At 59.1% G+C, this 26,250-nt stretch carries 22 protein-coding genes; 12 read left to right on the top strand and 10 right to left on the bottom strand.

The features are described 5' to 3' along the window. Positions 1–49 precede the first annotated feature (49 nt). A complete protein-coding gene (locus tag AC1RQB_RS01290) occupies positions 50–1,900 on the bottom strand; it encodes a sigma-54-dependent Fis family transcriptional regulator (RefSeq protein WP_063343095.1) in 1,851 nt (616 codons plus the stop codon). 367 nt (positions 1,901–2,267) lie between these two features. On the opposite strand from AC1RQB_RS01290, the gene AC1RQB_RS01285 reads away from it, so the two are divergent. Genes AC1RQB_RS01285 through AC1RQB_RS01260 form a run of 6 tightly spaced genes read left to right on the top strand, consistent with a single transcriptional unit; the run spans position 2,268 to position 8,205 of the window. Beyond that, the gene (locus AC1RQB_RS01285) at positions 2,268–3,362 is read left to right on the top strand and encodes an ABC transporter ATP-binding protein (protein ID WP_008068278.1); all 1,095 of its coding nucleotides are present in this window, start codon (positions 2,268–2,270) and stop codon (positions 3,360–3,362) included. Next, positions 3,362–4,459 (top strand): ABC transporter ATP-binding protein, encoded by a 1,098-nt coding sequence (locus AC1RQB_RS01280; RefSeq protein ID WP_063343096.1) that lies wholly within the window; start codon positions 3,362–3,364, stop codon positions 4,457–4,459. The genes AC1RQB_RS01285 and AC1RQB_RS01280 overlap by 1 nt, the downstream gene beginning before the upstream one ends. Beyond that, entirely contained in the window at positions 4,456–5,322 is an 867-nt protein-coding gene (locus AC1RQB_RS01275) for a carbohydrate ABC transporter permease (RefSeq protein WP_063343097.1), read from the top strand. The genes AC1RQB_RS01280 and AC1RQB_RS01275 overlap by 4 nt, the downstream gene beginning before the upstream one ends. 8 nt (positions 5,323–5,330) lie before the next feature. Continuing rightward, complete coding sequence (locus tag AC1RQB_RS01270; RefSeq protein WP_063343098.1) at positions 5,331–6,131, top strand: carbohydrate ABC transporter permease; 801 nt, start codon at positions 5,331–5,333, stop codon at positions 6,129–6,131. A 10-nt stretch (positions 6,132–6,141) separates the two neighbouring features. After that, positions 6,142–6,414 (top strand): DUF2160 domain-containing protein, encoded by a 273-nt coding sequence (locus AC1RQB_RS01265; RefSeq protein ID WP_032830117.1) that lies wholly within the window; start codon positions 6,142–6,144, stop codon positions 6,412–6,414. Positions 6,415–6,462: 48 nt separating this feature from the next. After that, positions 6,463–8,205 carry an ABC transporter substrate-binding protein gene (locus AC1RQB_RS01260; protein ID WP_063343099.1) on the top strand — a complete coding sequence of 581 codons (1,743 nt, stop codon included), beginning with the start codon at positions 6,463–6,465 and terminating at the stop codon, positions 8,203–8,205. 183 nt (positions 8,206–8,388) lie between these two features. Here the strand turns inward: AC1RQB_RS01260 and AC1RQB_RS01255 are convergent, their stop codons facing one another. The 4 genes from AC1RQB_RS01255 to AC1RQB_RS01240 all read right to left on the bottom strand — a co-directional run bounded on the left by AC1RQB_RS01255 (position 8,389) and on the right by AC1RQB_RS01240 (position 11,354). Further along, a complete protein-coding gene (locus AC1RQB_RS01255; RefSeq protein ID WP_008068284.1) occupies positions 8,389–8,703 on the bottom strand; it encodes a helix-turn-helix domain-containing protein in 315 nt (104 codons plus the stop codon). After that, the gene (locus tag AC1RQB_RS01250; protein WP_063343100.1) at positions 8,693–9,043 is read right to left on the bottom strand and encodes a hypothetical protein; all 351 of its coding nucleotides are present in this window, start codon (positions 9,041–9,043) and stop codon (positions 8,693–8,695) included. Before AC1RQB_RS01250 ends, AC1RQB_RS01255 begins: the two co-directional genes overlap by 11 nt. 236 nt (positions 9,044–9,279) lie before the next feature. Next, positions 9,280–10,683, bottom strand: a complete 1,404-nt coding sequence (locus tag AC1RQB_RS01245; RefSeq protein WP_063343101.1) for a heavy metal sensor histidine kinase — start codon at positions 10,681–10,683, stop codon at positions 9,280–9,282. After that, positions 10,680–11,354: a heavy metal response regulator transcription factor gene (locus tag AC1RQB_RS01240; RefSeq protein WP_063343102.1), complete on the bottom strand. Its 675-nt coding sequence runs from the start codon at positions 11,352–11,354 to the stop codon at positions 10,680–10,682. The genes AC1RQB_RS01245 and AC1RQB_RS01240 overlap by 4 nt, the downstream gene beginning before the upstream one ends. Before the next feature lie 467 nt (positions 11,355–11,821). On the opposite strand from AC1RQB_RS01240, the gene AC1RQB_RS01235 reads away from it, so the two are divergent. The 6 genes from AC1RQB_RS01235 (at position 11,822) to AC1RQB_RS01210 (ending at position 19,220) form a co-directional block, all read left to right on the top strand. Further along, positions 11,822–13,081 (top strand): TolC family protein, encoded by a 1,260-nt coding sequence (locus AC1RQB_RS01235; protein WP_063343103.1) that lies wholly within the window; start codon positions 11,822–11,824, stop codon positions 13,079–13,081. Positions 13,082–13,130: 49 nt separating this feature from the next. Then, positions 13,131–14,324, top strand: coding sequence for an efflux RND transporter periplasmic adaptor subunit (locus AC1RQB_RS01230; RefSeq protein ID WP_063343104.1), 1,194 nt, complete (start codon positions 13,131–13,133; stop codon positions 14,322–14,324). Between the two features lie 51 nt (positions 14,325–14,375). Next, positions 14,376–17,528 carry a CusA/CzcA family heavy metal efflux RND transporter gene (locus AC1RQB_RS01225; protein WP_207267359.1) on the top strand — a complete coding sequence of 1,051 codons (3,153 nt, stop codon included), beginning with the start codon at positions 14,376–14,378 and terminating at the stop codon, positions 17,526–17,528. 221 nt (positions 17,529–17,749) lie between these two features. Next, positions 17,750–17,950 (top strand): co-regulatory protein PtrA N-terminal domain-containing protein, encoded by a 201-nt coding sequence (locus AC1RQB_RS01220; protein ID WP_063343105.1) that lies wholly within the window; start codon positions 17,750–17,752, stop codon positions 17,948–17,950. A gap of 79 nt (positions 17,951–18,029) precedes the next feature. Next, on the top strand, positions 18,030–18,362 hold the full coding sequence (locus AC1RQB_RS01215; RefSeq protein ID WP_063343106.1) for a DUF2790 domain-containing protein: 333 nt from the start codon (positions 18,030–18,032) through the stop codon (positions 18,360–18,362). Between the two features lie 477 nt (positions 18,363–18,839). Beyond that, complete coding sequence (locus AC1RQB_RS01210; protein ID WP_063343107.1) at positions 18,840–19,220, top strand: DUF6124 family protein; 381 nt, start codon at positions 18,840–18,842, stop codon at positions 19,218–19,220. A gap of 207 nt (positions 19,221–19,427) precedes the next feature. Here the strand turns inward: AC1RQB_RS01210 and AC1RQB_RS01205 are convergent, their stop codons facing one another. From AC1RQB_RS01205 to nuoK, 5 genes are all read right to left on the bottom strand, one after another. Continuing rightward, positions 19,428–20,753 carry an OprD family porin gene (locus AC1RQB_RS01205; RefSeq protein ID WP_207267357.1) on the bottom strand — a complete coding sequence of 442 codons (1,326 nt, stop codon included), beginning with the start codon at positions 20,751–20,753 and terminating at the stop codon, positions 19,428–19,430. A 294-nt stretch (positions 20,754–21,047) separates the two neighbouring features. Beyond that, entirely contained in the window at positions 21,048–22,511 is a 1,464-nt protein-coding gene (gene nuoN / locus AC1RQB_RS01200; RefSeq protein ID WP_007905081.1) for an NADH-quinone oxidoreductase subunit NuoN, read from the bottom strand. A gap of 7 nt (positions 22,512–22,518) precedes the next feature. Then, positions 22,519–24,051, bottom strand: a complete 1,533-nt coding sequence (gene nuoM, locus AC1RQB_RS01195) for an NADH-quinone oxidoreductase subunit M (RefSeq protein ID WP_007905080.1) — start codon at positions 24,049–24,051, stop codon at positions 22,519–22,521. A 39-nt stretch (positions 24,052–24,090) separates the two neighbouring features. Beyond that, on the bottom strand, positions 24,091–25,944 hold the full coding sequence (gene nuoL, locus AC1RQB_RS01190; protein WP_008068287.1) for an NADH-quinone oxidoreductase subunit L: 1,854 nt from the start codon (positions 25,942–25,944) through the stop codon (positions 24,091–24,093). Further along, positions 25,941–26,249, bottom strand: coding sequence for an NADH-quinone oxidoreductase subunit NuoK (gene nuoK / locus AC1RQB_RS01185; protein ID WP_007905077.1), 309 nt, complete (start codon positions 26,247–26,249; stop codon positions 25,941–25,943). The genes nuoL and nuoK overlap by 4 nt, the downstream gene beginning before the upstream one ends. Between the last annotated feature and the right edge of the window lies 1 nt (position 26,250).

The raw sequence follows: 26,250 nt of genomic DNA, 5'->3' as shown, positions 1-26,250 counted from the left end.
CGAACGCGGAGCGTCCGTTGAGGCATTCCCACGCGGAGCGTGGGAACGATCAGTCGCCTGACTGGCGCAATCGCTTGTAAAGGGTATTGCGACTAACCCCCAACCGCCGCGCCAGGTGCGAAATATTCCCCCCAGCCGCCTGCAACTGCCGATTCAATTCCTCGGCATCATTCAAATCAACCGCTACCGGCTCCGGCGAATCCACCGGCTCCATCTCCAGATCGACAAAAAAATCATCCGGCAAATGCTCCGGTCTCACCGGCTGCTCCTCAGCCATGGCCAGTGCCACCTGCATCACACTGCTGACCTGACGCAAATTCCCCGGCCACGGATGACGGCTGAACAGCTCCATCACTTCACGGCTCAAGCCAGCCCATTGGCTCGGTTCGCGGTGCTGTTCCCACAGCCGTTTGAACAGCGCTTCCTTATCGCTACGCTCCCTGAGCGGCGGCAGTTCCAGGGTCAAACCGCCGATGCGGTAATACAAATCCTCACGAAACCGCCCCAACTGAACCTGTTCGCGCAACGAGCGGTTGGTCGCTGAAATGATCCGAATGTCCACCGGGAACAACTCGCTGCTGCCCACCGGTTGCACGCAACGCTCTTGCAATACCCGCAACAGCCGGGCTTGGGTCGGCAACGGCATGTCGCCGATTTCATCGAGGAACAGGGTGCCTTTGTCGGCCTTGCGGATCAGCCCGATGCTGCCTTTCTGATTGGCGCCGGTGAACGCGCCTTTCTCGTAGCCGAATAGTTCGGACTCCACCAGTTCGGCGGGGATCGCTGCACAGTTGACGGCAATGAACGGCTGTTTGCTGCGTGAACTGGCCTGATGCAGGGCTTTGACGAAGACTTCCTTGCCGACTCCGGTTTCCCCGTGGATCAGCAACGGGATGTCCTTTTCCAGCAAGCGCTCGGCCTGGCGCACGGCTTTTTCCACGCGGCTGTCGCCAAAATGCAGGGTGTTGAGGCTGATCGCTATGGGAGCCGGCGCCGTGGGTTCAGCGCTCTTTATTTCAGAAAACAGCCTCGCCTGAATCGGCGCTTGTTTCGGTCGTTTCAACAGGCACTGGAAACGGTTGCGCCCCGAGGCTTGCAGGGCAAACGGCAGGCCGTCCGGCTGGTTCAGCAGTTCCAGCAAAGAGACTTTGAACAGGCTTTCGACGCTGACCCGCGACAGGCTGATGCCCAGCAGGTTGTCGGCCCGGCGATTGGCCGACAGCACCTGCCCGGTTTCATCGAAGATCAGCAACCCGGCCCATTGGCTGTCGAGGTTGTTCAGTCCGGTGTTGAAGGTCAGCTGGAAATGTTGGCCATGGAACAGGTTGAGGATCAGCCGGTTCTCCACGGTCTGGCTCATCATCTTGACCATGCCCAGGGTGTGCGACGGCGGCAGGTAGCTGTCGCTGGACACATCCAGCACCGCGATCACTTTGCGCTCGGCATCGAAAATCGGCGCGGCGGAACCGGTCATGAAGCGGTTGGCCTTGAGAAAATGTTCATCGTGCTCGATGTGCACCGCCTGCTCGCAGGCCAACGCGGTGCCGATCGCATTGGTCCCGCTGCAACGCTCCATCCAGCTGGCGCCGGCGCTGAAACCGCGGGTCAGGCTCGGCTCGATGAAACGCTGGGTGCCCCAGGACGTCAGCACCTGGCCCTGATTGTCGGCGAGCATGATCAGGCAATTGGAGTTGCTGAGGATGTTCTCGTAATACGGCAGGACTTCCTGATGGGTGGTCTGCACCAGTGAATGCTGACTCTCCAGCAACTGGGCGATGCCATCGGCCGGCAGTTGATCGAACGCCGGTGCGCTCTGATGATCGAGCCCGAACGCGCGGCAGCGGGACCAGGAGTCCTGGATGATGGCGTCGTGGGAGAGCGGCGGGGCAGGTGCGGCCATGGCGGTCGATCTCTGAGCAAGCTTTTATTGTTTTTATGGGTTTTGCAAAACGTTCAGCGCGCCACAGAGCCTCTTTGGGCCACCGCGATATCACGCCGAAAACAATACCTGTAGGAGCTGCGTTCATCACGAGATGAATGCGGTGGATCACGCAAAAAGCATCCGTAGAGTGTTGTTCACTATTGTTCATTGTCAATCTTTTAACTGTTCAATTGTTCAGTCGCGGTTGTTCATTTCTGTTCAGCTACGAACGCAGTTTTTCCTCCATTTGAAGGATTTCCAAGCCAGATCAACCGCTTGGAGTTTCTGGCACGAATGTCGCTGTAGTGCTCCGGTCGCTTGACTCCAATAATAAAAAGGCCGAGCCATGTCACTAATCCTGGAGCACGTCAGCCGTACCGTCGAGGGTCAAACCTGGATCGACGATGCGTGCCTTAACTTCGAACCCGGATCGTTCAACGTTTTGCTCGGTCGCACACTGTCCGGCAAAACCAGTCTCATGCGCCTGATGGCAGGTCTGGACAAGCCCGACAGCGGTCGCATCCTGATGAACGGCGTCGACGTCACTCAACGCCCGGTGCGTTTGCGCAACGTGTCGATGGTCTATCAGCAGTTCATCAACTACCCGACCATGACGGTGTTCGAGAACATCGCCTCGCCGCTGCGTCAGTCCGGCGTTTCCAACGAGCTGATCCAGAGCAAAGTGCTGGAAACCGCGAAGATGCTGCGCATCGAGAAATTCCTCCAGCGCCATCCTTTGGAGCTCTCCGGCGGCCAGCAACAGCGCACCGCCATGGCCCGAGCGCTGGTCAAGGATGCCGAGCTGATTCTGTTCGACGAGCCACTGGTCAACCTCGACTACAAGCTGCGCGAAGAGCTGCGCCAGGAAATGCGTGAGCTGTTCGCGGCCCACCACACCATCGCTATCTACGCCACCACAGAACCCAATGAAGCCCTGGCACTGGGCGGCACCACCACGATTCTTCACGAAGGTCGGGTGGTTCAAAGTGGCAAGTCCTCCGAGGTGTATCACCAGCCACAAACCGTGCTGGCGGCGGAATTGTTCTCCGAACCGCCGATCAACCTGATGCCGGGGCGTATCGCCGGTAACGAAGTCAGTTTCGCCAATTTTGTGCACTTTCCGTTGAACGTCGATCTTCGGCCGGTGGGCGAGGGCGAGTTCCGTTTCGGCGTGCGCCCCAGCCACATTTCGCTGGTGCCGAGCAATGACGATGACCTCGAACTGGCGGTAACCGTCGAGGTGGCCGAGATCAGCGGTTCGGAAACCTTCTTGCACGTGCGCAACGAGTATTTCCTGCTGGTGCTGCACTTGCCGGGTGTTCACGAATACGACGTCGATGCGCCGATTCGCATCTATATCCCGACCCATAAACTGTTTGTGTTCGATATGCAGGGGCGGCTGGTTCAGGCGCCCGGTCGCCGCATTGCGAGGGTTGCCTGATGGCCGAAATCCGTTTGCAGAACCTTGCCCACAGCTACACCTCGACGCCGACCGGCCCTGAGGATTACGCGATCCGCGAGATGGACCACGTCTGGGAGCAGGGCGGCGCGTATGCGCTGCTCGGGCCATCGGGGTGCGGCAAGTCGACCTTGCTCAACATCATTTCCGGGTTACTCAGCCCGTCCCAGGGCCAAGTACTGTTCGACAGTAAAGTGGTTAACGAACTGACCCCGGAAAAGCGCAACATCGCCCAGGTTTTCCAGTTTCCGGTGGTCTACGACACCATGACGGTGTTCGATAACCTGGCCTTCCCGTTGCGCAATCAGGGCATGGCGGAAGCGAAAATTCACACCAAGGTGCATGAAATCGCTGAAGTCCTCGATCTCCAGGCACTGCTGTACAAAAAGGCGCGCAACCTTACCGCCGATGAAAAACAGAAAGTCTCCATGGGCCGTGGGCTGGTGCGCGATGACGTGTCGGCGATCCTCTTCGATGAACCGCTGACGGTGATCGACCCACATCTGAAATGGAAACTGCGACGCAAGCTCAAGCAGATCCACGAGCAGTTCAACATCACCATGGTCTACGTCACCCACGATCAGCTCGAAGCTTCGACCTTCGCTGACAAGATCGCGGTGATGTATGGCGGCCAAATCGTGCAGTTCGGTACGCCACGGGAATTGTTCGAGCGACCGAGCCACACCTTTGTCGGTTATTTCATCGGCAGCCCGGGGATGAACCTGATCGAGGTCCAGCCGCAAGCCGGCGGTGTCGGTTTTACCGGGACTCATTTGCCGTTGTCCGACGCGATGCAGAAACGAATCGCCGAGTCCGAATGGAAAACCCTGAAGGTCGGCATTCGCCCGGAGTTCGTTCATGTGTGGGACGAACCCTGTGATGACGCGATGCAGGCACAGGTCGTACACGTCGAAGACCTGGGCACCTACAAGATCATGACCCTGAACCTCGACGGCGCTCCGCTCAAAGTACGCCTGGCCGAAGACAAACCGGTGCCCGAAGGCACGGCATACATCAGTTTTCCGGCGCAATGGCTGATGGTCTATGCCGATGATTACCTGCTGGAGGTGCTGCCATGAACAAGGTGCAGAACAACAAAGCCTGGTGGCTGGTGTTGCCGGTGTTCCTGCTGGTGGCATTCAGTGCGGTGATCCCGATGATGACCGTGGTCAACTACTCGGTGCAGGACATCTTCGACCAGTCCAGCCGCTACTTCGTCGGCGCCGACTGGTACAAGCAAGTGCTGCTCGACCCTCGGTTGCATGACTCGCTGCTGCGCCAGTTCATCTACTCCGGTTGCGTGCTGCTGATCGAAATTCCGTTGGGCATCGCCATCGCCCTGACCATGCCGACTAAGGGCCGCTGGTCGTCGGTTGTGCTGATTGTTCTGGCGATTCCGCTGCTGATCCCGTGGAACGTGGTCGGCACCATCTGGCAGATTTTCGGCCGCGCGGACATTGGTCTGCTCGGCGCCAGCCTCAAGGCCATGGGCCTTAACTACAACTATGCATCCAACACCATGGACGCCTGGGTCACGGTGTTGGTGATGGACGTCTGGCACTGGACGTCGCTGGTGGCGCTGTTGTGTTTCTCCGGTTTGCGGGCGATTCCGGACGTGTATTACCAGGCGGCGCGGATTGATCGGGCGTCGGCCTGGGCGGTTTTCCGACACATCCAGTTGCCCAAGCTCAAGAGCGTGCTGCTGATCGCGGTGATGCTGCGGTTCATGGACAGCTTCATGATCTACACCGAGCCGTTTGTGTTGACCGGTGGTGGTCCGGGGAATGCCACGACCTTCCTGAGTCAGACTCTGACCCAAATGGCCGTAGGGCAATTCGACCTCGGCCCGGCGGCTGCATTCTCGCTGGTGTACTTCCTGATCATTCTGTTGGTGTCGTGGCTGTTCTACACCGCCATGACTCACTCTGACGCCAATCGGTGAGGCCTGCCATGAGCAAGAGAAAGCTGATTCCACTGCTAATCTACATCCTGTTCCTGCTGGTGCCGATCTACTGGCTGCTGAACATGTCCTTCAAGAGCAACACCGAAATCCTCGGCGGTCTGACCCTGTTTCCCCAGGATTTCACCTTCGCCAACTACAAGGTGATCTTCACTGACCCGAGCTGGTACACCGGTTATCTCAACTCGCTGTACTACGTGAGCCTGAACACGGTGATTTCCTTGAGCGTGGCGCTGCCGGCGGCGTATGCGTTTTCACGCTATCGTTTCCTCGGTGACAAGCACCTGTTTTTCTGGCTACTGACTAACCGCATGGCGCCACCGGCAGTTTTCCTGCTGCCGTTCTTCCAGTTGTATTCCTCGATCGGGCTGTTCGACACCCACATCGCGGTTGCGCTGGCTCACTGCCTGTTCAACGTGCCGTTGGCGGTGTGGATTCTTGAAGGCTTCATGTCTGGCGTTCCCAAGGAAATTGACGAAACCGCCTACGTCGACGGCTACAGTTTCCCCAAGTTCTTCGTGAAGATCTTCGTCCCGCTGATCGGCTCCGGGATCGGCGTCACGGCGTTTTTCTGCTTCATGTTTTCCTGGGTCGAGCTGTTGCTGGCGCGAACCCTGACCTCAGTGAACGCCAAACCCATTGCGGCGGTGATGACCCGCACGGTCTCGGCGTCCGGCATCGACTGGGGCGTGCTGGCGGCAGCGGGGGTGTTGACTATCCTGCCGGGCATGTTGGTGATCTGGTTTGTTCGCAACCACGTGGCCAAGGGCTTTGCCCTGGGCCGGGTATGAGGAACTGATGATGGAATGGATGAGTTGGACTGGCCCCACGGCGGCGTTCTTCAGCGTCATTGCCTTGATCCTGACGGGCATGACGACCTGGGAATTGCGTTCGCCGAGTATCCCTCGGCGTGGTTTTTTGCCGATTGCCACTACCCGTGGTGATCGGCTGTTTATCGGTCTTCTCGGCAGCGCCTACCTGCATTTGCTGGTAATCGGCGTCACCGACTGGAGCATCTGGGTAGCGTTCGCGTTGTCCCTGGTGTGGCTGTTGGCTGTGATGCGTTGGGGCTAGTCGAAATCGATCGGCATGCATGTCCCGAAACCTAAACAGGAGGTCTCTATGTTCGACAAAAACAATAAGCTGCGACATAGCGTTTCATTGGCAGCCATGCTGGCACTCAGCGGGTTGAGCGCTGCGGCCTGGGCCGATGCCTATGAAGACGCTGCCAAGAAATGGATTGGCAGCGAGTTCAAACCGTCCACCCTGACCGAAGCCCAGCAACTCGAAGAGCTGAAGTGGTTTATCAAGGCGTCCGAGCCGTTTCGCGGGATGAGCATCAAGGTGGTTTCGGAAACCATCGCGACCCACGAATATGAATCCAAAACGCTGGCCAAGGCCTTTACCGAGATCACCGGGATCAAGCTGACCCACGACTTGCTGCAAGAAGGCGACGTGGTGGAAAAACTGCAGACCCAGATGCAATCGGACAAGAACATCTATGACGGTTGGGTCAATGACTCGGACCTGATCGGTACGCACTTTCGCTACGGCAAGACCGAATCGATTACCGACCTGATGGCCAACGAAGGCAAGGCCTACACCTCGCCAACGCTGGACATCAAAGACTTCATCGGCATCTCATTCACCACCGCGCCGGACGGCAAAGTCTATCAACTGCCCGACCAGCAGTTTGCCAACCTTTACTGGTTTCGCGCCGACTGGTTCGAGCGGGCGGATCTGAAAGCGAAATTCAAAGAAAAGTACGGTTATGAACTGGGTGTACCGGTGAACTGGTCGGCCTATGAAGACATCGCCAGGTTCTTCAGCGAAGACATCAAGGAAATCGACGGCAAGCGTATCTACGGCCACATGGACTACGGCAAGAAAGACCCGTCCCTCGGCTGGCGCTTCACCGATGCCTGGTTCTCCATGGCGGGTGCTGGCGATAAAGGCATACCCAACGGTTTGCCGGTGGACGAGTGGGGTATCCGCGTCGAGGATTGTCATCCGGTCGGCTCCAGCGTGACCCGCGGCGGCGATACCAACGGCCCGGCGGCGGTATATGCGACCACCAAGTACGTAGACTGGATGAAAAAATATGCGCCACCGGAAGCGGCGGGCATGACCTTCTCCGAGTCTGGGCCGGTGCCGTCCCAGGGCAACATCGCCCAGCAGATCTTCTGGTACACAGCGTTTACCGCCGACATGACCAAACCGGGCCTGCCGGTGATGAACGCCGACGGCACGCCGAAATGGCGCATGGCACCTTCGCCAAAAGGTCCGTACTGGGAGGAGGGCATGAAGCTCGGTTATCAGGACGCCGGTTCCTGGACCTTCCTCAAGTCCACGCCTGAAAAGCAAAAACTCGCGGCCTGGCTGTACGCGCAGTTCGTGACGTCGAAAACCGTATCGTTGAAGAAAACCATTGTCGGTCTGACCCCGATTCGCGAATCGGATATCAACTCGCAAGCCATGACCGACCTGGCGCCGAAACTCGGTGGCCTGGTGGAGTTCTATCGCAGCCCGGCCCGCGTGCAATGGACCCCGACCGGGACCAACGTGCCGGACTATCCGCGTTTGGCACAGCTGTGGTGGAGCCACATCGCGGAAGCGGCCAGTGGCGAGAAAACGCCGCAACAGGCACTGGACGGTCTGGCCAAGGATCAGGATGCGATCATGACCCGTCTGGAACGCTCCAAGGTACAACCGACCTGCGGGCCGAAAATGAATCCGGAGCGGGATGCGCAGTATTGGTTCGATCAACCGGGTGCGCCGAAAGCGAAACTGGCGAACGAGAAGCCTAAAGGCGAAACCGTGAGCTATGCCGAACTGCTGAAATCGTGGGAGGCGGCGCGTAAGTAATCGTCTGTAATGTGTAACGCGAACGGCACCGTAAGGTGCCGTTTTTGTTTGTGTCTGTTCCACCGCCATCGCGGGCAAGCCCGCTCCCACAGTAGATAGGGAATGGTCATAAAATCTGCTACTAGCGCGAAACCTGTGGGAGCGGGCTTGCCCGCGATGGCGTCATCGGACACAACAGTGGATTCAGGTCAGCGCCGCCAGTTGTTCAACCGTTTCCGGAAAACGCTCAACCAGCCGGATAAGGGTGGTGGCCTGAGCATTAGGTTTCGCCCGTCCTTGTTCCCAGTTCTCCAGCGTCCGGGTATTCGTACGCAAATACATCGCGAATACCGAACGGGAAAGGTTGAGCTGTTGGCGTATGGCTACCACTTCCTCGGCAGTGATTGGCACCAGTTTTGGCAGTTTGATCTTGTGGGTTCGCAGCGTGACCTTGCCTTGGCGCTCGTCGGCCAAGGCTTCAAGGCCTTCCATCAGTTCGGCAAAAATGTCACGTTTCATAGTGGGATCTCGTGTTGATTTCGCTATATAGAGTTTGTCTGAAAAGTTTCTTCTGGGAAGGCGACAAGTCGTCTTGCTCGTTTTTGCTATATACGGTGAACAGCCAGAATTGATCAAAACCCGACCACCAGTAATAAATCACCCTCAGTCCACTGCGCTTGTCTTTGCCGCGTCGCTGGTCGGAGAAACGGACCTTTCGCAACCCACCCATACCTTCCACCAGGTCGCCAGTTTCCGGGTTTTTCAGCAGCTCCAGTTGAAAGCTGCGAAACAGTTCGTCGTCCAGGTAGTCATTTCGATGCTTTTGAAATGCGGGTAATTCGATAAAAAGAGCGTCCATGTTCTGTACGTTACCTGCGTATATTTCTATCACAAGAATCGAATAGGTCAAGGCTTCTGTGCCTGCCAATTCGGTCAAGTCATTACATTAAAGTCGAAGGCGGGATCGGGATGTAGGACGCGGCTGATTCACCCGCGAGACGATTCTGGAAAGGGGGGATGAGACTGGGAAAGGCAGGCCGGGCTAACCCAAAATTGCTAAATCTGCGTACTGGGCAACCAATGGGGCGGCGACATTTATTCCTCGGGAGCGGGAAACCCCAATCGAAACACCGTCACCGTCCCGGGCAAGCTTTTAACCTCAGCGACCCCCTGATGCAGGCTCATGATCGAACGCACGATGGCCAGGCCCAGTCCGGTGCTGCCTTGCGAGCGGGAGCGGCTACTGTCGACCCGGTAGAAGCGGTTAAACAGATGCGGCAGATGCTGCGCTTCGATGCCCGCGCCGGGGTTGCTGACCCGCAGCGAAACCTCAGTCGCTTCTTGTTCAATGTGTAGCGAAACCGTTTGCCCGGCCGGGCAGTGGCGCAGGGCGTTGGACAGCAGGTTCGAGATCGCCCGTTGAATCATCAGGCGGTCGCCCCGTACCCGCGCGCTGGCGCCGGTCACGCTCAGGCTGATGCGCTTGTCTTGCGCCGACAAGGAAAACAGCTCGGCCACTTTCTCGGCTTCTTCTTCCAGAGCGACCGACTCGAAGGACGTGAGCGCTGCCGGGTTACTGGCCTGCGCTAGAAACAGCATGTCCGAGACAATCCGCGCGACACGCTCCAGTTCTTCGGTGCAAGACACCAAAACGTTCTTGTACTCCTCGGTCGGGCGTTCCCGTGACAGCGTCACCTGTGCCTTGCCCATCAGATTGTTGATCGGCGAGCGCAATTCATGAGCCAGATCATCGGAGAACTGCGACAACTGCTGCACACCATTATCGAGGCGATCGAGCATGAAGTTGATCCCCCGGGCCAGTTCACTGAGTTCCTGGGGCATGTCGAGCACCGACAACCGATGGCCGAGGTCTTGCGTCGAGACCATCGCCGCCACTTTGCGAAACTCGCGCAGCGGCGTCAGCCCCCGCTGTACGGCGGCCCAGGCACTGAGGCCGATGAAGATCAGCAGCAACGGCAAGGCAATCAGTGTCGAGCGCAGATAGGCGTTGAGCAACGCCTGATTGTGGGCATCGTCCATCGACAGCAGCACCGGGACGCGGGTGCCGTCCTTGATGCGGATCAACCGAGAGGCCGTCAGGTAGCGCTTGTCTTGATCGTCGGTGCTGCTGGAGAACGTCAGTTGTTCGTTGGCGGCCAGCGCTGCCTTGCGTTCAAGGCGCGGGTCGGCCATTCCGGAGCCGGATTTCAACAGTGGCGTGCGTAAGTTGGGGCGGTCATAAATCGTCAGGGTGAGGTTGTCATGGCCCATGACCTGATCGAGCAGAATGTGCGGCGCCGAACGAATTTCTGCGGAATCGGCGTACAGCGACAAGCTGTGTTCCACCTGTTCCATCTTCTGGGCCAGGCTGTTTCTGGATAACGCGTTCAACTCATGGGTCAGGGCGAAATACGCCAGGATCGCCAGAAACACCACCAGCAGCGCCCCGAGAATACTCACCGTCAGCCCCAGCCGCATTGACAGGCTGGCCGGCTTCATTCCCGCGCCTCCAGCACATAGCCGACACCGCGCAGGGTATGGATCAGTTTGCCGTCGAACGGGTCGTCGATCTTGGCGCGCAAACGCCGGATCGACACTTCGACCACGTTGGTGTCGCAGTCGAAATTCATGTCCCACACCAGCGAAATGATCTGGGTGCGGGTGAGCACTTCCCCGGACTGACGCATCAGCAGATGCAGCAGGGCGAACTCCTTGGTGGTCAGGTCGATGCGCTGCTCGCCGCGAAAGGCGCGGTGGCGCCCCGGATCGAGCTCCAGATCGGCGACTTTGAGCACTTGCGGCACCGGGATGTTTTCGCTGCGGCGCATCAGCGTGCGGACCCGCGCGAGCAATTCCGGAAACTCGAATGGCTTGACCAGATAATCATCGGCACCCAGATCCAGGCCGCGAATCTTGTCGGCCAGACGGCCACGCGCGGTGAGCATCATCACTCGGGTGGAGTGGGTACGACGCAGTTGTTCAAGCACGCCCCAGCCGTCCAGCTCCGGCAGATTGACGTCCAGTATCACCAGGTCATAAACCTGTTGTCGGGCCAGATGCAGTCCATCGGCGCCCGTGGCCGCGTGGTCAACGATATAACCACTTTCCGTCAGTCCCTGATGTAAGTATTCGGCAGCTTTAAGCTCGTCCTCGACGACAAGGATTCGCATGGTCAATCACCACTTTTATTTAATGAATATTTAATTAAGGTGGCCGGGAAAGTTGTTGTTTTTGTAGGGGAGGCCGGACGGGTTTTAATAACGACTAGAGGTTGTGAGTTTCTGGTTTCCTACAGCGGTTTCCCTGTGTGATGGCGTGCAAGGTAAAGGCTGTAGTGGCTACAGAGTCAACTGAAATGCTGGGTCTTGAGCCTTGAAAATGGCGATCTGCGACAGCCTGTCGCAGCAGGCAAGCCTGAGTGCCCATGCACCGTATTCAGGCAAGGGCTGTTCGGCAGATAACTACCGTGTATTTGTTTCCATGTATTGCTATGTCGCTTTTCGCACTTCGCATCCTAAATCAAAACAACTTCCACATGCCGTGGATAACGTATTTGTAATGTTTCAGTCACCTTGTCGATAAGTTCAAAACCCTACCGTGGCGGCATCAAAGATTCTTGAATGAAGGAAGTCCTCCATTGCCCGGTTTAAAAGAACTGACGGCGCGATCACGCCTGAAAAAAATAACGAGGACAGTGACGGCCAGCGTTGTGTTGCTGGCCGGCACGGGTCTTGTGCATGCATCGACCCTGACCCTGGATCAAGCCCTGCAAACGGCATTCGCCGGTAACCCGGATCTGGCGGCTGCGCAGTGGGAAATCGGCATCGCCGAGGGTGAGCGCAAACAGGCAGGTCTGATCCCCAACCCCGAAGTCTCGTGGGAGGCCGAAGATACCCGTCGTGATTCGCGAACCACCACGGTGATGCTCAGCCAACCCATCGAACTGGGCGGCAAACGTGGCGCACGGATCGACGTCGCCAGCCGCGCGCAGGACGCTGCCGGGATCGAACTGGAGCGCAAGCGCTATGCGTTGCGCGCCGATGTGATTCAGGCGTTCAACAGCGCCCAGACCGCGCAACAACGCTTGCAGTTGTCCCGCCAGTCGCTGCAACTCGCCGAACACGGTTTGCGCGTCGCCCAAGGACGCATCGAGGCCGGTAAATCATCGCCAGTCGAAGGCACCCGTGCGCAAGTGCAGCTTTCCGAAGTGCGCCTGGAACTGAGCCGCGCCGAACGCGATCAGGCCAACGCCTATCAGCAATTGGCGCAGGTCATGGGCTCACCGTTGCCCACCTCGACCACCGTGCAAGCGGCCACGCAAAGCATGCCCACCGTGTCACCGCCGACCCGATTGCTTGAGCGCCTGAACGAGACCGCCGAACTGCGTCTGGCCAAATTGCAGATCGATCAGCGCGAAGCCTCATTGGGTCTGGAAAAGTCGCAACGCATTCCCGACCTGACCGTAAGCATTGGCAGCCAATACAGCGAAACCGAGCGCGAGCGGGTCAACGTGGTCGGGCTGTCGGTGCCGATTCCGCTGTTCAACCGCAATCAGGGCAACGTGCTGGCGGCGGCCCGGCGCAGCGATCAGGCGCGGGATCTGCGCAACGCCACCGAGCTGCGTTTGCGCACGCAAATCCAGACCACCCTGGAGCAATGGCAGACCGCCAACGGCGAAGTCGCAGCGTTCAACCAGACCATCCTGCCCGCCGCGCAAAGTGCGGTCGACAGCGCCACGCGCGGCTTCGAAATGGGCAAGTTCGGATTCCTCGACGTGCTCGATGCCCAGCGCACCCTGATCAGCGCGCGCAGCCAGTACATCCAGGCCGTCAGCGAGGCGACGGATGCCCGAGTACGCATCGAACGCATCTTCGGCGACCTCACCGTCAGCCCTTGAATTTCATCTTTCAGATCACTGCGCGATGGCATGGCGCAGAGGAGTTTCCATGGAAAAAAAACTGATCATTGTTGCCGCGGCGACGTTGGCGCTGGGCCTTGGTATTGGCTCGATGCGGCCGGGCAATGCGTCCATCGACGCTCACGCCGATGAAGCGGCGGAACACGCCGATCACGCTGAAGAAGGTGCCGCAGCCGAGGGTGAACATGCAGAAGAAGGGCGCCTGGAGTTGAGCGCCGAACAGATTGCGGCGGCAGGCATTCAATTGACCGAAGCGCGAGCGCAGAACATCAGCCTCGGCTTGCCATTCCCCGGTGAAGTGCGCTTCGACGAAGACCGCACCGCGCACGTGGTGCCTCGGGTGCCCGGCGTGGTCGAGTCGGTGTCGGTCAACCTCGGGCAGTCGGTGAAAAAGGGTCAGTTGCTGGCGGTGATCGCCAGTCAGCAGATCTCCGATCAGCGCAGCGAACAGGCTGCCGCACAGCGTCGCCTGACCTTGGCGCGCACCACCTACGAACGCGAGAAAAAACTGTGGCAGGACAAGATCTCCGCCGAGCAGGATTTCCTTCTGGCACGCCAAGCATTGGAAGAGGCCGAAATTGCCTTGGCCAATGCCCGGCAAAAAATCAGTGTACTTAGCGGCAGCGTGGTCGCCACCGGCGGCAATCGCTATGAATTGCGCGCGCCGTTCGACGGCGTGGTGGTGGAGAAACACCTGACGCCGGGGGAGGTGGTCGATGAAACCACCAATGCCTTCACGCTTTCGGACCTGTCCCGGGTGTGGGTGACCTTCGGCGTATCGCCCAAGGATCTGACCAAGGTGCAGGTGGGCAAACCGGTCACCGTCAGCGCCCCGGAACTCAATGCCGAAGTCGCCGGCACCGTGGCGTACGTCGGCAGTTTGCTCGGTGAACAGACCCGCACTGCAACGGTTCGCGTGACCCTGGAAAATCCGCAAGGCGCGTGGCGCCCCGGCCTGTTCGTCACAGCGCTGGTTGCTACCGACAGTCGCCAAGCCAAGGTCGCCGTACCTGAAACCGCGATCCAGACCGTCGAGGACAAACCCACGGTGTTCGTGCGCACCGACGACGGCTTCAAGGCGCAACCGGTGGAACTGGGCAGTCGCGCGGCCGGTTTGGTGGAAGTTACTCAGGGGCTGGAATCGGGCGTGCAAGTCGCCAGTGCCGGCAGCTTCGTTCTCAAATCGGAACTGGGCAAAGCCTCGGCCGAGCACTCTCACTAAAGACGCTCACTGAATACTCCCACTGATCCGCCCCTCGACGAGAAGGTTCTTATGTTCGAACGCCTGATCCAGTTTGCCATCGAGCAGCGCATCATCGTGCTGCTCGCCGTTCTTCTCATGGCCGGCCTCGGCATCGCCAGTTATCAAAAGCTGCCGATCGACGCCGTGCCGGACATCACCAACGTCCAGGTGCAAATCAACACCGGCGCGGCCGGGTTCTCACCGCTGGAAACCGAGCAGCGCATCACCTTCCCGATTGAAACCGCCATGGCTGGTTTGCCGGCGCTGGAACAGACCCGTTCGCTGTCGCGTTCGGGGCTGTCGCAGGTCACGGTGATTTTCAAGGACGGCACCGATCTGTTCTTCGCCCGGCAATTGGTCAACGAGCGTTTGCAGATCGCCAAGGAGCAATTGCCCGAGGGCGCGGAAGCGCTGATGGGGCCGATTTCCACCGGGCTTGGCGAGATTTTCCTGTGGACAGTGGAGGCGCAGGAAGGTGCGCTCAAGGACGACGGCACGGCCTACACGCCGACCGACCTGCGGGTGATTCAGGACTGGATCATCAAGCCGCAATTGCGCAACGTTCCGGGCGTGGCCGAGATCAACACCATCGGCGGATTCGCCAAGGAGTACCAGATCGCCCCCGACCCGAAACGGCTGGCGGCTTACAAACTGACGCTCACCGATCTGATCACGGCGCTGGAACGCAACAATGCCAACGTCGGCGCCGGTTACATCGAGCGCAGCGGCGAGCAGTTGCTGATTCGTGCGCCCGGGCAAGTGGCAAGCACAGACGACATCGCCAACATCGTCATGGCCAACGTCGACGGTACGCCGATCCGGATCAAGAACGTCGCGACCGTAGACATCGGCCGCGAACTGCGTACCGGTGCCGCCACCGAAAACGGTCGCGAAGTGGTGCTTGGCACGGTGTTCATGCTGATCGGCGAAAACAGCCGAACGGTCTCCCAGGCAGTGGCGACCAGGCTCGAACAGATCAATCGCTCCCTGCCCCAAGGCGTGATCGCCGTTGCGGTGTATGACCGCACGCACCTGGTGGACAAAGCCATCGCCACGGTGAAAAAGAACCTGGTGGAAGGGGCGATTCTGGTCATTGCGATTCTGTTCCTGTTTCTGGGCAACATCCGCGCGGCGTTGATCACCGCGATGGTCATTCCGCTGTCGATGCTGTTCACCTTCACCGGCATGTTCACCAACAAAGTCAGCGCCAACCTGATGAGCCTCGGCGCGCTCGACTTCGGCATCATCGTCGACGGCGCGGTGGTGATCGTCGAAAACACCCTGCGCCGGCTGGCCCATGCGCAGCAACATCACGGGCGTTTACTGACCCGCTCCGAGCGTTTCCGCGAAGTGTTTTCGGCAGCCAAAGAGGCGCGCCGACCGCTGATTTTCGGCCAGTTGATCATCATGGTCGTGTACCTGCCGATCTTCGCCTTGAGCGGTGTCGAAGGGAAAATGTTCCACCCGATGGCCTTCACTGTGGTCATCGCGCTGCTGGGCGCCATGCTGTTGTCGGTGACCTTTGTTCCGGCGGCCATCGCGCTGTTTGTCACCGGCAAAGTCAAAGAAGAAGAGGGCGTGGTCATGCGCGGCGCGCGTCGCGTTTATGCGCCGGCGCTGGCCTGGGTGATGAGCCATCGGGCGCTGGCCGTGGGCATGGCACTCGGGGTGATTGCGCTCAGCGGTGTGATGACCAGTCGCATGGGCAGCGAGTTTGTGCCGAGCCTCAGTGAGGGCGATTTTGCCTTGCAAGCGTTACGCGTGCCGGGCACCAGCCTGACCCAGTCGGTGGATATGCAGCAGCGTCTGGAAACCCTGATTCTCGGCAAAGTGCCGGAGGTCGAGCGCGTGTTCGCCCGTACCGGCACCGCTGAAATCGCCTCCGACCCGATGCCGCCGAACATCTCCGACAGCTACGTGATGCTCAAGCCGAAGGAGCAGTGGCCGGACCCGGGCAAGTCCCGTGAAACGCTGATGGCCGAACTGCAACAAGCCGCCGCGACGCTGCCGGGCAGCAACTATGAACTGTCGCAGCCGATCCAGTTGCGCTTCAACGAACTGATCTCCGGCGTGCGCAGTGATGTGGCGGTCAAGGTGTTCGGGGATGACATGGACGTGCTCAACGCCACGGCAGCGAAGATCGCCGCCGCCATGCAGAAGGTCAACGGCGCGTCCGAGGTCAAAGTCGAGCAAACCACCGGCCTGCCGGTGCTGACCATCAACATCGACCGCGACAAGGCGGCGCGTTACGGGCTCAACGTCGGCGACGTGCAAGACACCATTGCGGTGGCGGTCGGCGGGCGCCAGGCCGGGACGCTGTATGAAGGCGATCGGCGTTTCGACATGGTGGTGCGTCTGTCCGATGCCATGCGCAAGGACATCGAAGGCTTGTCGGCGCTGTTGGTTCCGGTGCCGGCGCCCCCGAATGGCGCTGCCGATCAGATTGGCTTCATCGCCCTCAAGGAAGTCGCCAGCCTTGATCTGGTGCTCGGGCCGAATCAGGTCAGCCGCGAAAACGGCAAGCGGGTGGTGATCGTCAGCGCCAACGTGCGTGGGCGGGATATTGGCTCTTTCGTTAAAGAGGCGGGTGAGGTGATCGAGCGCGATGTTCAGGTTCCGGCGGGTTACTGGACCCGTTGGGGCGGGCAGTTCGAGCAACTGCAATCGGCGGCCAAGCGCTTGCAGATCGTGGTGCCAGTGGCCTTGCTGTTGGTGTTCGGGCTGCTGTTCATGATGTTCAACAACCTCAAGGACGGCTTGCTGGTGTTCACCGGGATTCCGTTTGCTTTGACTGGCGGCGTCATGGCGTTGTGGTTGCGGGACATTCCGTTGTCGATCTCGGCGGGCGTCGGTTTCATTGCGCTGTCGGGGGTGGCGGTGCTCAATGGTCTGGTGATGATCGCATTCATCCGTAACCTGCGTGAGGAGGGGCGTTCACTCAGTGATGCAATCAATGAGGGTGCGCTCACACGACTGCGTCCGGTGTTGATGACGGCGCTCGTGGCGTCCCTGGGTTTTATTCCGATGGCTTTGGCGACGGGCACTGGCGCCGAAGTGCAGCGTCCACTGGCGACGGTGGTGATCGGCGGGATTCTGTCTTCGACCATCCTCACGTTGCTGATACTGCCGGCGTTGTATCAGCTCGCCCATCGACGCGACGAAGACGCAACCCTAGCTAAGTAGGTGATCCCCTGTGGGAGCGGGCTTGCGAAGAGGCCGTGTCAGTCAACAAATGCTTTGAATGACACACCGCCTTCGCGAGCAAGCCCGCTCCCACATTTAGTTACTTGCCCTGATTCAACAGAGTGGCAGCCACATAACGGATATGTAATCTGCGCGCCACCGTCACGAAAGGTTCGGATTGTTACCTTGACCTCGTTAGTTAATTAAACGAGGAATCAAACATGAAACTTGCACAACTGAGTGCGTTTGCAGCGGCGTTGGTGATGTCTTCTGCTGTTTTGGCTGAAGGTGGCGGCGATAGAGCCTTTGAAAAAATGATGGCGGCCAATGACCGCTCGGTGGAGAAGTTTGTCGCCAAAGAACAGGCGCGTGACCCCGTCGTGTTGAATGAAAAGAAGGACGACAAGACTAAAGACTTGTAAGCGTGTCGCACTTGAACTAGCCCGTCATCGATTGTCGATGCCGGGCTTTTTTATGAGTCGGGTTTTGAAGGTGCGGAATATGAAGTTGATCAGTTTGATTGCGTTCGCCGGGGTGATGGCGATGTCCATGGATGTGCTCGCTGAAGGTGGCGGTGACAGGACGTTCGAAAAGATGCTGAGCGCTAACACCCAAGCCATGGAGCAATACGCTGCCAGCCAGGGCAAACCTGCGCCGGTGGTGAAAGACTACGAATACGGAATGAGGCTGGATGTGGTGAAAGTGGTGAGCGTAGTGCGACCGCAAATTGCCTGCGCCGTGGTGCCTACTGCCATGACCTATGAAGATTCTCAGGGCCAACTTAACACCATCAAATACACAGTGGCGGGGGATTGCCGCAAACGTGGCGGCTGACAACGCCTTTCTCTTTGCAAACGCGGTAACTGACATCGGATCCCCCAAGGAGCTGCCGAAGGCTGCGATCTTTTGATCTTGCTTTTGAAGATCAAGATCAAAAGATCGCAGCCTTCGGCAGCTCCTACACAGTGCGTATTTCAATTCGGGATGTTTAAAGGTTGTGCCTGGAATACAGAAGCTTCCCACAATGTTTTCAGGTTGTCCGTCGGACGTCCGGTCTCTAGCCTGTGTTCGTCGCTGCCAATTCAGCGACCGGGCCTGGAAACCCGAGGACTTGAGAGAGCAAAAGGCGCCTTTCATAACGTATGCTTGCGCACCTTCATGGTGTGTACTCTGTTATGGCGGCTGTGCGCGGGAGACATTCGTGTCTGCCGGGTTGCTCTCTCTCCCGGATTTCCAGCCTGCGTACAGCTGCCACCCATTCGCTTGGAAATCGAATGGGTCAGCTGCAACTATCAAAGAGAGAGAAACATCATGAAAAAGCCAACACCCAACCCTCCCGAAGCAGATACCGCTACGGACACCGACCCAACATCCCCTTACGCCTCCATCGACGCCAAAAAACTCCACGAAGCAGCCGAACGCGCGCTCGATTACTACCTGAACCCTACCGCCCACGTCATGGCCACGCCCCACACCCCCAACCAGATGTTTTTCGCCAATCCCAAAGCCGACACCGAATCCCTGCTGGCCAATGCCTGCGAGTCATTGTCCTCGGCCACGGTCATGCTCGGTGACTTCGCCGCACTGCTGGAAGGCACCCACCGCAAGACTTTGTTGGGTATTGCGCAAGTGGTGATGTTGGGCGAACTGGCGGTGAATCAGGCATTGGATAACGTCGAGCCGGGTAAGTAACTCTCCCGCAACGCAATCCCTGTAGGAGCTGCCGAAGGCTGCGATCTTTTGATCTTTAAAATCAAAGTCAAAGGATCGCAGCCTTCGGCAGCTCCTACAGTTCTCAATTTACGCACATAAAAAAGGCGCCCCGAAGGACGCCAAAAGATTCACCTCTTACCAAAGGAGCAAGGAGCTTCTAAAGGTGAATGTGCATCAACCGTGAAGTCAGAGAATCGCCAGCGGATACTCGACAATCACCCGTACCTCATCCAGATCCGACTCAAATGCCGTGGCGCGGGTAGTGGCTTGGCGCAGGCGCAACGACATGTCTTTCAGCGAGCCGCTCTGCACCACGTATTTGACTTCGATATCACGCTCCCAGCGCTTCTGGTCGGTCAGCGGGTTGCCGTCGGCATCGCGACGCATGTACACGGCGTTGGCGCTGGAATAGTCGGCGTCGGTGCCACGGGCGTAACGGGTCATGAACGACAAACCCGGCACGCCATAGCTGCTCATGTCGAGGTCGTAGCGCACCATCCACGAACGTTCCTTGGGCGAGTTGAAGTCGCTGTACTGGATGGAGTTGTCGAGGAAGATCGAGTCGGACTGACGCAGGTAATCGAAGTCGTCGTTGCCGTTGTTGCGCTGGTGCGATAAGGCAACGGAGTGGGCGCCGAGTTTTACCCCGACGCGGCCGCTCCAGATGTTGTTGTCGAACTCGCCGAGCAGTTGTTTGCCTTCGTCGACCGCCTTGTAATAGTTCAAACCACCGAACAGCGACAGGTCATCCGACAGCGGATAAGTCCATGCAGTGCCGGCGTAGTACTGATTCCAGGCATCCTTGAGGCGACTGGAATACAGGCTGAAACTGAGGTTTTTGTTCAGCGCGTAGTCGCCACCGCCGTAAGCGATCCATGGCGAATTGACCGGGCCGGCATAGAAGGTCGCGAAGTTCTCGCGCATGTCGCTGGACACCGGTTGGCTCATCGCATGCAGACGACCGCCCTGTACCGACAGACCTTCGATACTGGTGTTGGTGGCCGTGACACCCCGGAAGCTTTCCGGCAACAGTCGGGAGTCACCCGCCGCAACCACCGGGTTGGCGGGGAACACATCGCCGACCTTCACGACAGTATCGAAGGCGCGAACTTTGGCGGCGCCACCAACCTTGGTGTATTCGTCCCGCGCCTGGCCGTCACTGTCGACCGGCAACACGTCGAACGAACTGCGGCCACCGTTGCGACCGTCGCCGGTATCGAGCTTCAAGCCGATCATCGCAAACGCATCGACACCGACCCCGACGGTGCCTTGGGTAAAGCCGGATTCGAACTTGCTGATAACCGCGTGAGCCCAGGCCTGGGAATAACCATTGCCGGTGGGACTCGACTGGCCGTCACGGTGATCACGATTGAAGTATAAGTTGCGGTTGAGCACCGTCAGGCTGCTGCCCTCGATAAACCCCTCCGCTTTATCTTCCGCCCACACCATGGACGGCCCGGAGCCGACCACCACCGCTAACGCGGCCATCGACATTTTTGTATTGTTAACCATCAATCACTCCTTGGGTTCGGCAGAACGGGAACGTGCTTCGGCGTGGGTTTTGTTGTTCGGCGGGCAAGGGCCCGCCGGCATGGTCGCCGGGTAACATCGTTGCAAGCTGCGGATAACGCCAAGGTGATGGGGGAATTACAATTTCGTCATGTGGGTGTCTTCGGCAGCTCAGGACGTATGTCATCCCAATGTAGGAGCTGCCGAAGGCTGCGATCTTTTGATCCTGAATCCCCAAACGCAAAAACGGCACCCGAAGGTGCCGTTTCTATTTTCTACCGAGTATCGCCTAAGCGATCAACCCGCCAACCCCGACTGTTGAACCAGGTTCAGCAGCGGCTGTGGATACAGGCCGAGGAAGAACGCCAGTACGGCAATCGCCAGCAGCATCACGCCGCCTGCACGTTGTTCCCAGTGCAGTTGCGCATCGTGGCGACGCAGGTTTGGTTCCATCAGGTACAAGGTGACCATCACACGCAGGTAGTAGAAGACGCCGATGGCGCTGCCCAATACCAGGGAGCCGACCAGCCACCATTGGTGCGATTCGACACCGGTAGCGATGATGTAGAACTTGCCGATGAAGCCCGCGGTCAGCGGGATACCGGCCAGGGACAGCATCATCACGGTCAGGACGGCGGTCAGGTACGGACGGCGCCAGAACAGGCCGCGGTATTCGTACAGGGCATCCGCGTCACGGCCGTTGTACGGCGAGGACATCAGGGTGATCACACCGAACGCGCCGAGGCTGGTGATCACGTAGGTGACCAGGTACACGCCGATGGCTTCCACGGCCAGGCCTTTGCTCGCCACCAGGGCGATCAGCAGGTAGCCGAAGTGGGCGATGGACGAGTAACCCAGCAGACGCTTGAGGTTGCTCTGGGTCAGTGCCAGCAGGTTACCGAACAGGATCGATGCGATGGCAATGATGGTCAGCACATCACTCAGCACACCGCTGCTCGCCGCTGGCGAGATCTGGAACAGACGCACCATCACCGCGAACACAGCGACTTTTGACGCGGTGGCCAGGAACGCTGCCACCGGTGCCGGAGCACCTTCGTAAACGTCCGGGGTCCAGAGGTGGAACGGTACCAGCGACAACTTGAACGCCAGGCCGATCAGCATCATGCCCAGGCCCAATTGAGCCAGAGAGCTTGGCAGACCGGTGGCCGCCAGGGCCTGACCGATGCCGTTGAAGCTCAGGCTGCCAGCGTCGGCGTAGAGCAGGGCCATGCCGAACAACAGGAACGCGGAACCGGCAGCCGACAGCACCATGTACTTGATGCCGGCTTCCAGCGAACGTTTGTTGAAGAAGGCATACGCCACCAGACCGTAGACCGGTACCGAGAGCAGTTCCAGACCGACGAACAAGCCGGCCAGGTGCTGCGCGCTGACCAAGACCAGGCCACCGGCGGCGGACATCAGGATCAGCAGGTAAAGTTCTTCACGGTTGCCCGGGTAACCCGAACCGCCATCGCCCAGGTAGGCGTGGGCGAGGGTCACACAGGCGAGGGTGGCAACCAGGATCAGCGCCATGTACAGGCAAGCGAAGGTGTCGATCTGCAGCAATGGCGTCACGGCCAGTGGCGCGACTTTCAGGGCTGGCAGGATCGACAGCAAGGCCAGGTTCAGACCTGCCACCGACAGCAGGAAGGTCTGAGAGTGGTTGCGGCGCCATGCGATAGCCAGCATCACCACGATGATCGTGGCGCTGGTGATCAACAACGGCGCAAGCGCGATAAAGTGTTGAGTCGTGAATTCCATAGCGCTCTTACCGGGCCGAAGCGAGTTGAGTGAAGGCGGTGCCGAGCCACTGCTGCACGCCATGCATCGTCGCGGCAGAGGTATCGAGGAACGGCTGCGGGTACACACCGATGTAGATCAGCAGCGCCGCAAGCCCAACCACCATGATCAGTTCGCGACCGTCCATGCCATGCAGCACCGCGTCCGATTTCGACGGGCCGAAGAAGGCACGGTGGACCATGATTAGCGAGTAGACCGAACCGAACACCAGACCGGACGTCGCAATCACAGTGATCCATGGGGCGCTGGCGAAGGTGCCGATCAGGATCAGGAACTCACCGACAAAGTTACCGGTCGCCGGCAAGCCCAGGGACGCGGCGGCGAAGAACAGGCTGAGAGCCGGCAGGTAGGCAATCTTTGACCACAGGCCACCCATCTCACGCATATCGCGGGTGTGGGTACGCTCGTACAGCTGACCGGAGAGGATAAAGAGTGCCGCGGCCGACAGACCGTGCGCCAGCATCTGCATCACTGCGCCCTGCAGCGCCAGTTGGCTGCCGGAGTAGATGCCGATCAACACGAAGCCCATGTGGGAAACGGACGAGAAGGCGATCAGACGCTTGATGTCGGTTTGTGCGAAAGCCAGGAACGCACCGTAGAAGATCCCGATCAGACCCAGGGTCATGGCGAACGGCGCGAACTCGGCCGAGGCATTCGGGAACAGCGGCAGGGCGAAACGCAGCAGGCCATAGGCCGCAGTCTTCAACAAGATACCGGCCAGGTCCACGGAACCTGCGGTCGGCGCCTGGGCGTGAGCGTCAGGCAACCAGGAGTGGAACGGTACGACTGGCAGCTTGACCGCGAAGGCGATGAAGAAGCCGAGCATCAGGATGTACTCGGTGGTCGTCGACATCTTGGTCTTCAACAGGTCGGCGTAGTTGAAGGTAATCACGCCGGTGTCGTTGAAGTTGACCAGTACCAGGCCCAGGATCGCCACCAACATGATCAGGCCGGAAGCCTGAGTGAAGATGAAGAACTTGGTTGCCGCGTAGATCCGGGTTTTCTTGCCGTCCGAAGAACTGTGACCCCAGAGCGCGATGAGGAAGTACATCGGCACCAGCATCATTTCCCAGAAGAAGAAGAACATGAACAGGTCGAGGGCGAGGAACACGCCGACGACACCGCCCAGGATCCACATCAGGTTCAGGTGGAAGAAGCCCACATGACGCTGGATCTCTTTCCACGAGCAGAGTACCGAGAGGACACCCAGCAGGCCGGTCAGCAGGATCATCAACAGCGACAGGCCGTCGAGGGCCAGGTGCACGTTGATGCCGAAGCGCTGGATCCAGACGTGCTTGAACTCAATCGCCCAGGTCGGATCGGCGCCAGGCGCCGGTGCAAATGAATAGTCACCGTTGGCCCACAGCCAGAGGCCAAGGGAGAGCAACAGGGACATGGTGATCAGCGCAATCCAGCGGGGGAGGGTGGCGCCGAAGCGCTCACCCATCCAGCACAGCAGGCCGCCGATGAAGGGGATCAGGATTAGCCAGGGCAGAATCATGACGGGCTCGTTTCCTTTCGCAAGTTCGCAAGGTTCATATCAGACCGCTACCAGCACGACGGCGCCGATTACCAGCACGGCACCAGCAGCCATCGAGGCGGCATACCAACGCAGTTGACCGGTCTCGGTGCGGCTCAGGGCGGTGTGACCGCCTTTGGCCATACGCGGGATCAGACCGATGGTCTGGTCGAGCGGGTCTTTGCGCAGAATGTGGCTGATCGCAAGGTAAGGCTTGACGAACAGTTTGTCGTAGATCCAGTCGAAGCCCCAGGCAGCGAACCACCAGGCCGAAAGGAAGCGGCCGACGCCGCTGTTGGCGATGGCGGTGACGAAGCGGCGCTTGCCGAGGAACAGCAGCGCGGCCAGCAGGATACCGGCCAGGGCGATGGCACCCGAGGCGATTTCCAGACTGTGCTTGGCTTCGCCGCCGGCATGGCCGACGCTTTGTGGCAGCACACCGTGCAGCGGTGGAACGATCATCGCGCCGACGAACGTCGACAGTACGATCAGCACCGACAGTGGCAGCCAGTGAGCAATGCCGTGACCAGCGTGCGCTTCGGTCTTCGCTTCACCGTGGAACGCGATGAAGATCAGGCGGAAGGTGTACAGCGAGGTCATGAAGGCACCGACCAGACCGGCATAAAGCAGACCCTGGTTACCGCTGGCGAACGCTTCCCAAAGGATTTCATCCTTGGAGTAGAAGCCCGCAGTCACCAGAGGCAAGGCCGCCAGGGCCGCGCCGCCGACGATGAAGCTGGCATAGGCCAGTGGCAGTTTCTTCCACAGACCGCCCATCTTGAAGATGTTCTGCTCGTGGTGGCAGGCAACGATCACCGAACCGGACGCAAGGAACAGCAGCGCCTTGAAGAAGGCGTGGGTCATCAGGTGGAAGATCGCGCCTTCCCACGCACCTACGCCCAGGGCCAGGAACATGTAGCCGATCTGGCTCATGGTCGAGTAGGCGAGGATACGTTTGATGTCGGTCTGCACCAGTGCGGCAAAACCTGCCAGCACCAGCGTCACACCACCCACGACACCCACCAGGTGCAGGATATCCGGCGCCAGGGCGAACAGACCGTGGGTACGGGCGATCAGGTAGACACCGGCGGTCACCATGGTCGCGGCGTGGATCAGTGCCGAAACCGGGGTCGGGCCGGCCATCGCATCCGCCAGCCAGGTTTGCAGCGGCAGTTGCGCGGATTTACCGACAGCGCCGCCCAGCAGCATCAGGGTCGCCAGAACGATCCAGAAGTCGCCGGCCTTGAAGTGCTCAGGCGCCTTGACCAGCAGTTCCTGGATGTTCAGCGTGCCCAACTGTTGGAACAGGATGAACAGGCCGATGGCCATGAACACGTCGCCGACGCGGGTCACGATGAAGGCTTTGAGTGCCGCATTACCGTTGTTGCGGTTGCTGTAGTAGAAACCGATCAACAGGTACGAGCACAGGCCCACGCCTTCCCAGCCGAAGTACACGAACAGCAGGTTATCGGCCAGGACCAGGAACAGCATGCTGGCGATAAACAGGTTGGTGTAGGCGAAGAAACGCGAGTAACCGGCTTCACCGCGCATGTACCAGGACGCGAACAGGTGGATCAGGAAGCCCACACCGACCACCACACCCAGCATGGTCAGGGACAGACCATCCAGGTACAGGGCGAAGTTAGGCGTAAAGCCTTCTACCGCCATCCACTGCCACAACACCTGGGTGTAGTGACCGCCTTCAGGTGGCGCAACGTTGAACTGCCAGATTATGTAAGCAGTGACGATTGCCGACAGGCCAATGGAGCCGACGCCGATCAGCGCCGAAAGGTTTTCCGAGAGGCGACCGCGTGAGAACGCCAGCAGCAGGAAACCAATGAGAGGGAATACGAAAGTCAGATAGAGAAGGTTCATCCGCGCATCTCGCTGGCAGCGTCGATATCGAGAGTGTGGAAGCGGCGATACAGCTGCAACAGAATCGCGAGGCCAATACTGGCCTCGGCGGCTGCCAGGCTGATCACCAGGATGAACATGATCTGTCCATCCGGTTGACCCCAGCGGCTACCGGCAACGATGAACGCCAAAGCGGAGGCATTCATCATGACCTCCAGGCTCATCAGCACGAAGAGAATGTTGCGCCGGACCATCAGGCCGACCAGACCGAGGCAGAACAGGATGCCGGCGACCGCCAGACCATGCTCCAAAGGGATAGCAGGCATC

The sequence above is a fragment of the Pseudomonas sp. GW822-FHT02E03 genome, from assembly GCF_058802325.1.
Note: the sequence above shows the minus strand (reverse complement) of the source record. Positions and strands in the feature narration are given on the sequence as shown.

Excerpts from the sequence above, each read along its gene's own strand:
- AC1RQB_RS01290 (WP_063343095.1), bottom strand. The coding sequence starts at position 1,900 with ATGGCCGCACCTGCCCCGCCGCTCTCCCACGACGCCATCATCCAGGAC.
- AC1RQB_RS01285 (WP_008068278.1), top strand. The coding sequence starts at position 2,268 with ATGTCACTAATCCTGGAGCACGTCAGCCGTACCGTCGAGGGTCAAACC.
- AC1RQB_RS01280 (WP_063343096.1), top strand. The coding sequence starts at position 3,362 with ATGGCCGAAATCCGTTTGCAGAACCTTGCCCACAGCTACACCTCGACG.
- AC1RQB_RS01275 (WP_063343097.1), top strand. The coding sequence starts at position 4,456 with ATGAACAAGGTGCAGAACAACAAAGCCTGGTGGCTGGTGTTGCCGGTG.
- AC1RQB_RS01270 (WP_063343098.1), top strand. The coding sequence starts at position 5,331 with ATGAGCAAGAGAAAGCTGATTCCACTGCTAATCTACATCCTGTTCCTG.
- AC1RQB_RS01265 (WP_032830117.1), top strand. The coding sequence starts at position 6,142 with ATGGAATGGATGAGTTGGACTGGCCCCACGGCGGCGTTCTTCAGCGTC.
- AC1RQB_RS01260 (WP_063343099.1), top strand. The coding sequence starts at position 6,463 with ATGTTCGACAAAAACAATAAGCTGCGACATAGCGTTTCATTGGCAGCC.
- AC1RQB_RS01255 (WP_008068284.1), bottom strand. The coding sequence starts at position 8,703 with ATGAAACGTGACATTTTTGCCGAACTGATGGAAGGCCTTGAAGCCTTG.
- AC1RQB_RS01250 (WP_063343100.1), bottom strand. The coding sequence starts at position 9,043 with ATGGACGCTCTTTTTATCGAATTACCCGCATTTCAAAAGCATCGAAAT.
- AC1RQB_RS01245 (WP_063343101.1), bottom strand. The coding sequence starts at position 10,683 with ATGAAGCCGGCCAGCCTGTCAATGCGGCTGGGGCTGACGGTGAGTATT.
- AC1RQB_RS01240 (WP_063343102.1), bottom strand. The coding sequence starts at position 11,354 with ATGCGAATCCTTGTCGTCGAGGACGAGCTTAAAGCTGCCGAATACTTA.
- AC1RQB_RS01230 (WP_063343104.1), top strand. The coding sequence starts at position 13,131 with ATGGAAAAAAAACTGATCATTGTTGCCGCGGCGACGTTGGCGCTGGGC.
- AC1RQB_RS01225 (WP_207267359.1), top strand. The coding sequence starts at position 14,376 with ATGTTCGAACGCCTGATCCAGTTTGCCATCGAGCAGCGCATCATCGTG.
- AC1RQB_RS01220 (WP_063343105.1), top strand. The coding sequence starts at position 17,750 with ATGAAACTTGCACAACTGAGTGCGTTTGCAGCGGCGTTGGTGATGTCT.
- AC1RQB_RS01215 (WP_063343106.1), top strand. The coding sequence starts at position 18,030 with ATGAAGTTGATCAGTTTGATTGCGTTCGCCGGGGTGATGGCGATGTCC.
- AC1RQB_RS01210 (WP_063343107.1), top strand. The coding sequence starts at position 18,840 with ATGAAAAAGCCAACACCCAACCCTCCCGAAGCAGATACCGCTACGGAC.
- AC1RQB_RS01205 (WP_207267357.1), bottom strand. The coding sequence starts at position 20,753 with ATGGTTAACAATACAAAAATGTCGATGGCCGCGTTAGCGGTGGTGGTC.
- nuoN (WP_007905081.1), bottom strand. The coding sequence starts at position 22,511 with ATGGAATTCACGACTCAACACTTTATCGCGCTTGCGCCGTTGTTGATC.
- nuoM (WP_007905080.1), bottom strand. The coding sequence starts at position 24,051 with ATGATTCTGCCCTGGCTAATCCTGATCCCCTTCATCGGCGGCCTGCTG.
- nuoL (WP_008068287.1), bottom strand. The coding sequence starts at position 25,944 with ATGAACCTTCTCTATCTGACTTTCGTATTCCCTCTCATTGGTTTCCTG.
- nuoK (WP_007905077.1), bottom strand. The coding sequence starts at position 26,249 with ATGCCTGCTATCCCTTTGGAGCATGGTCTGGCGGTCGCCGGCATCCTG.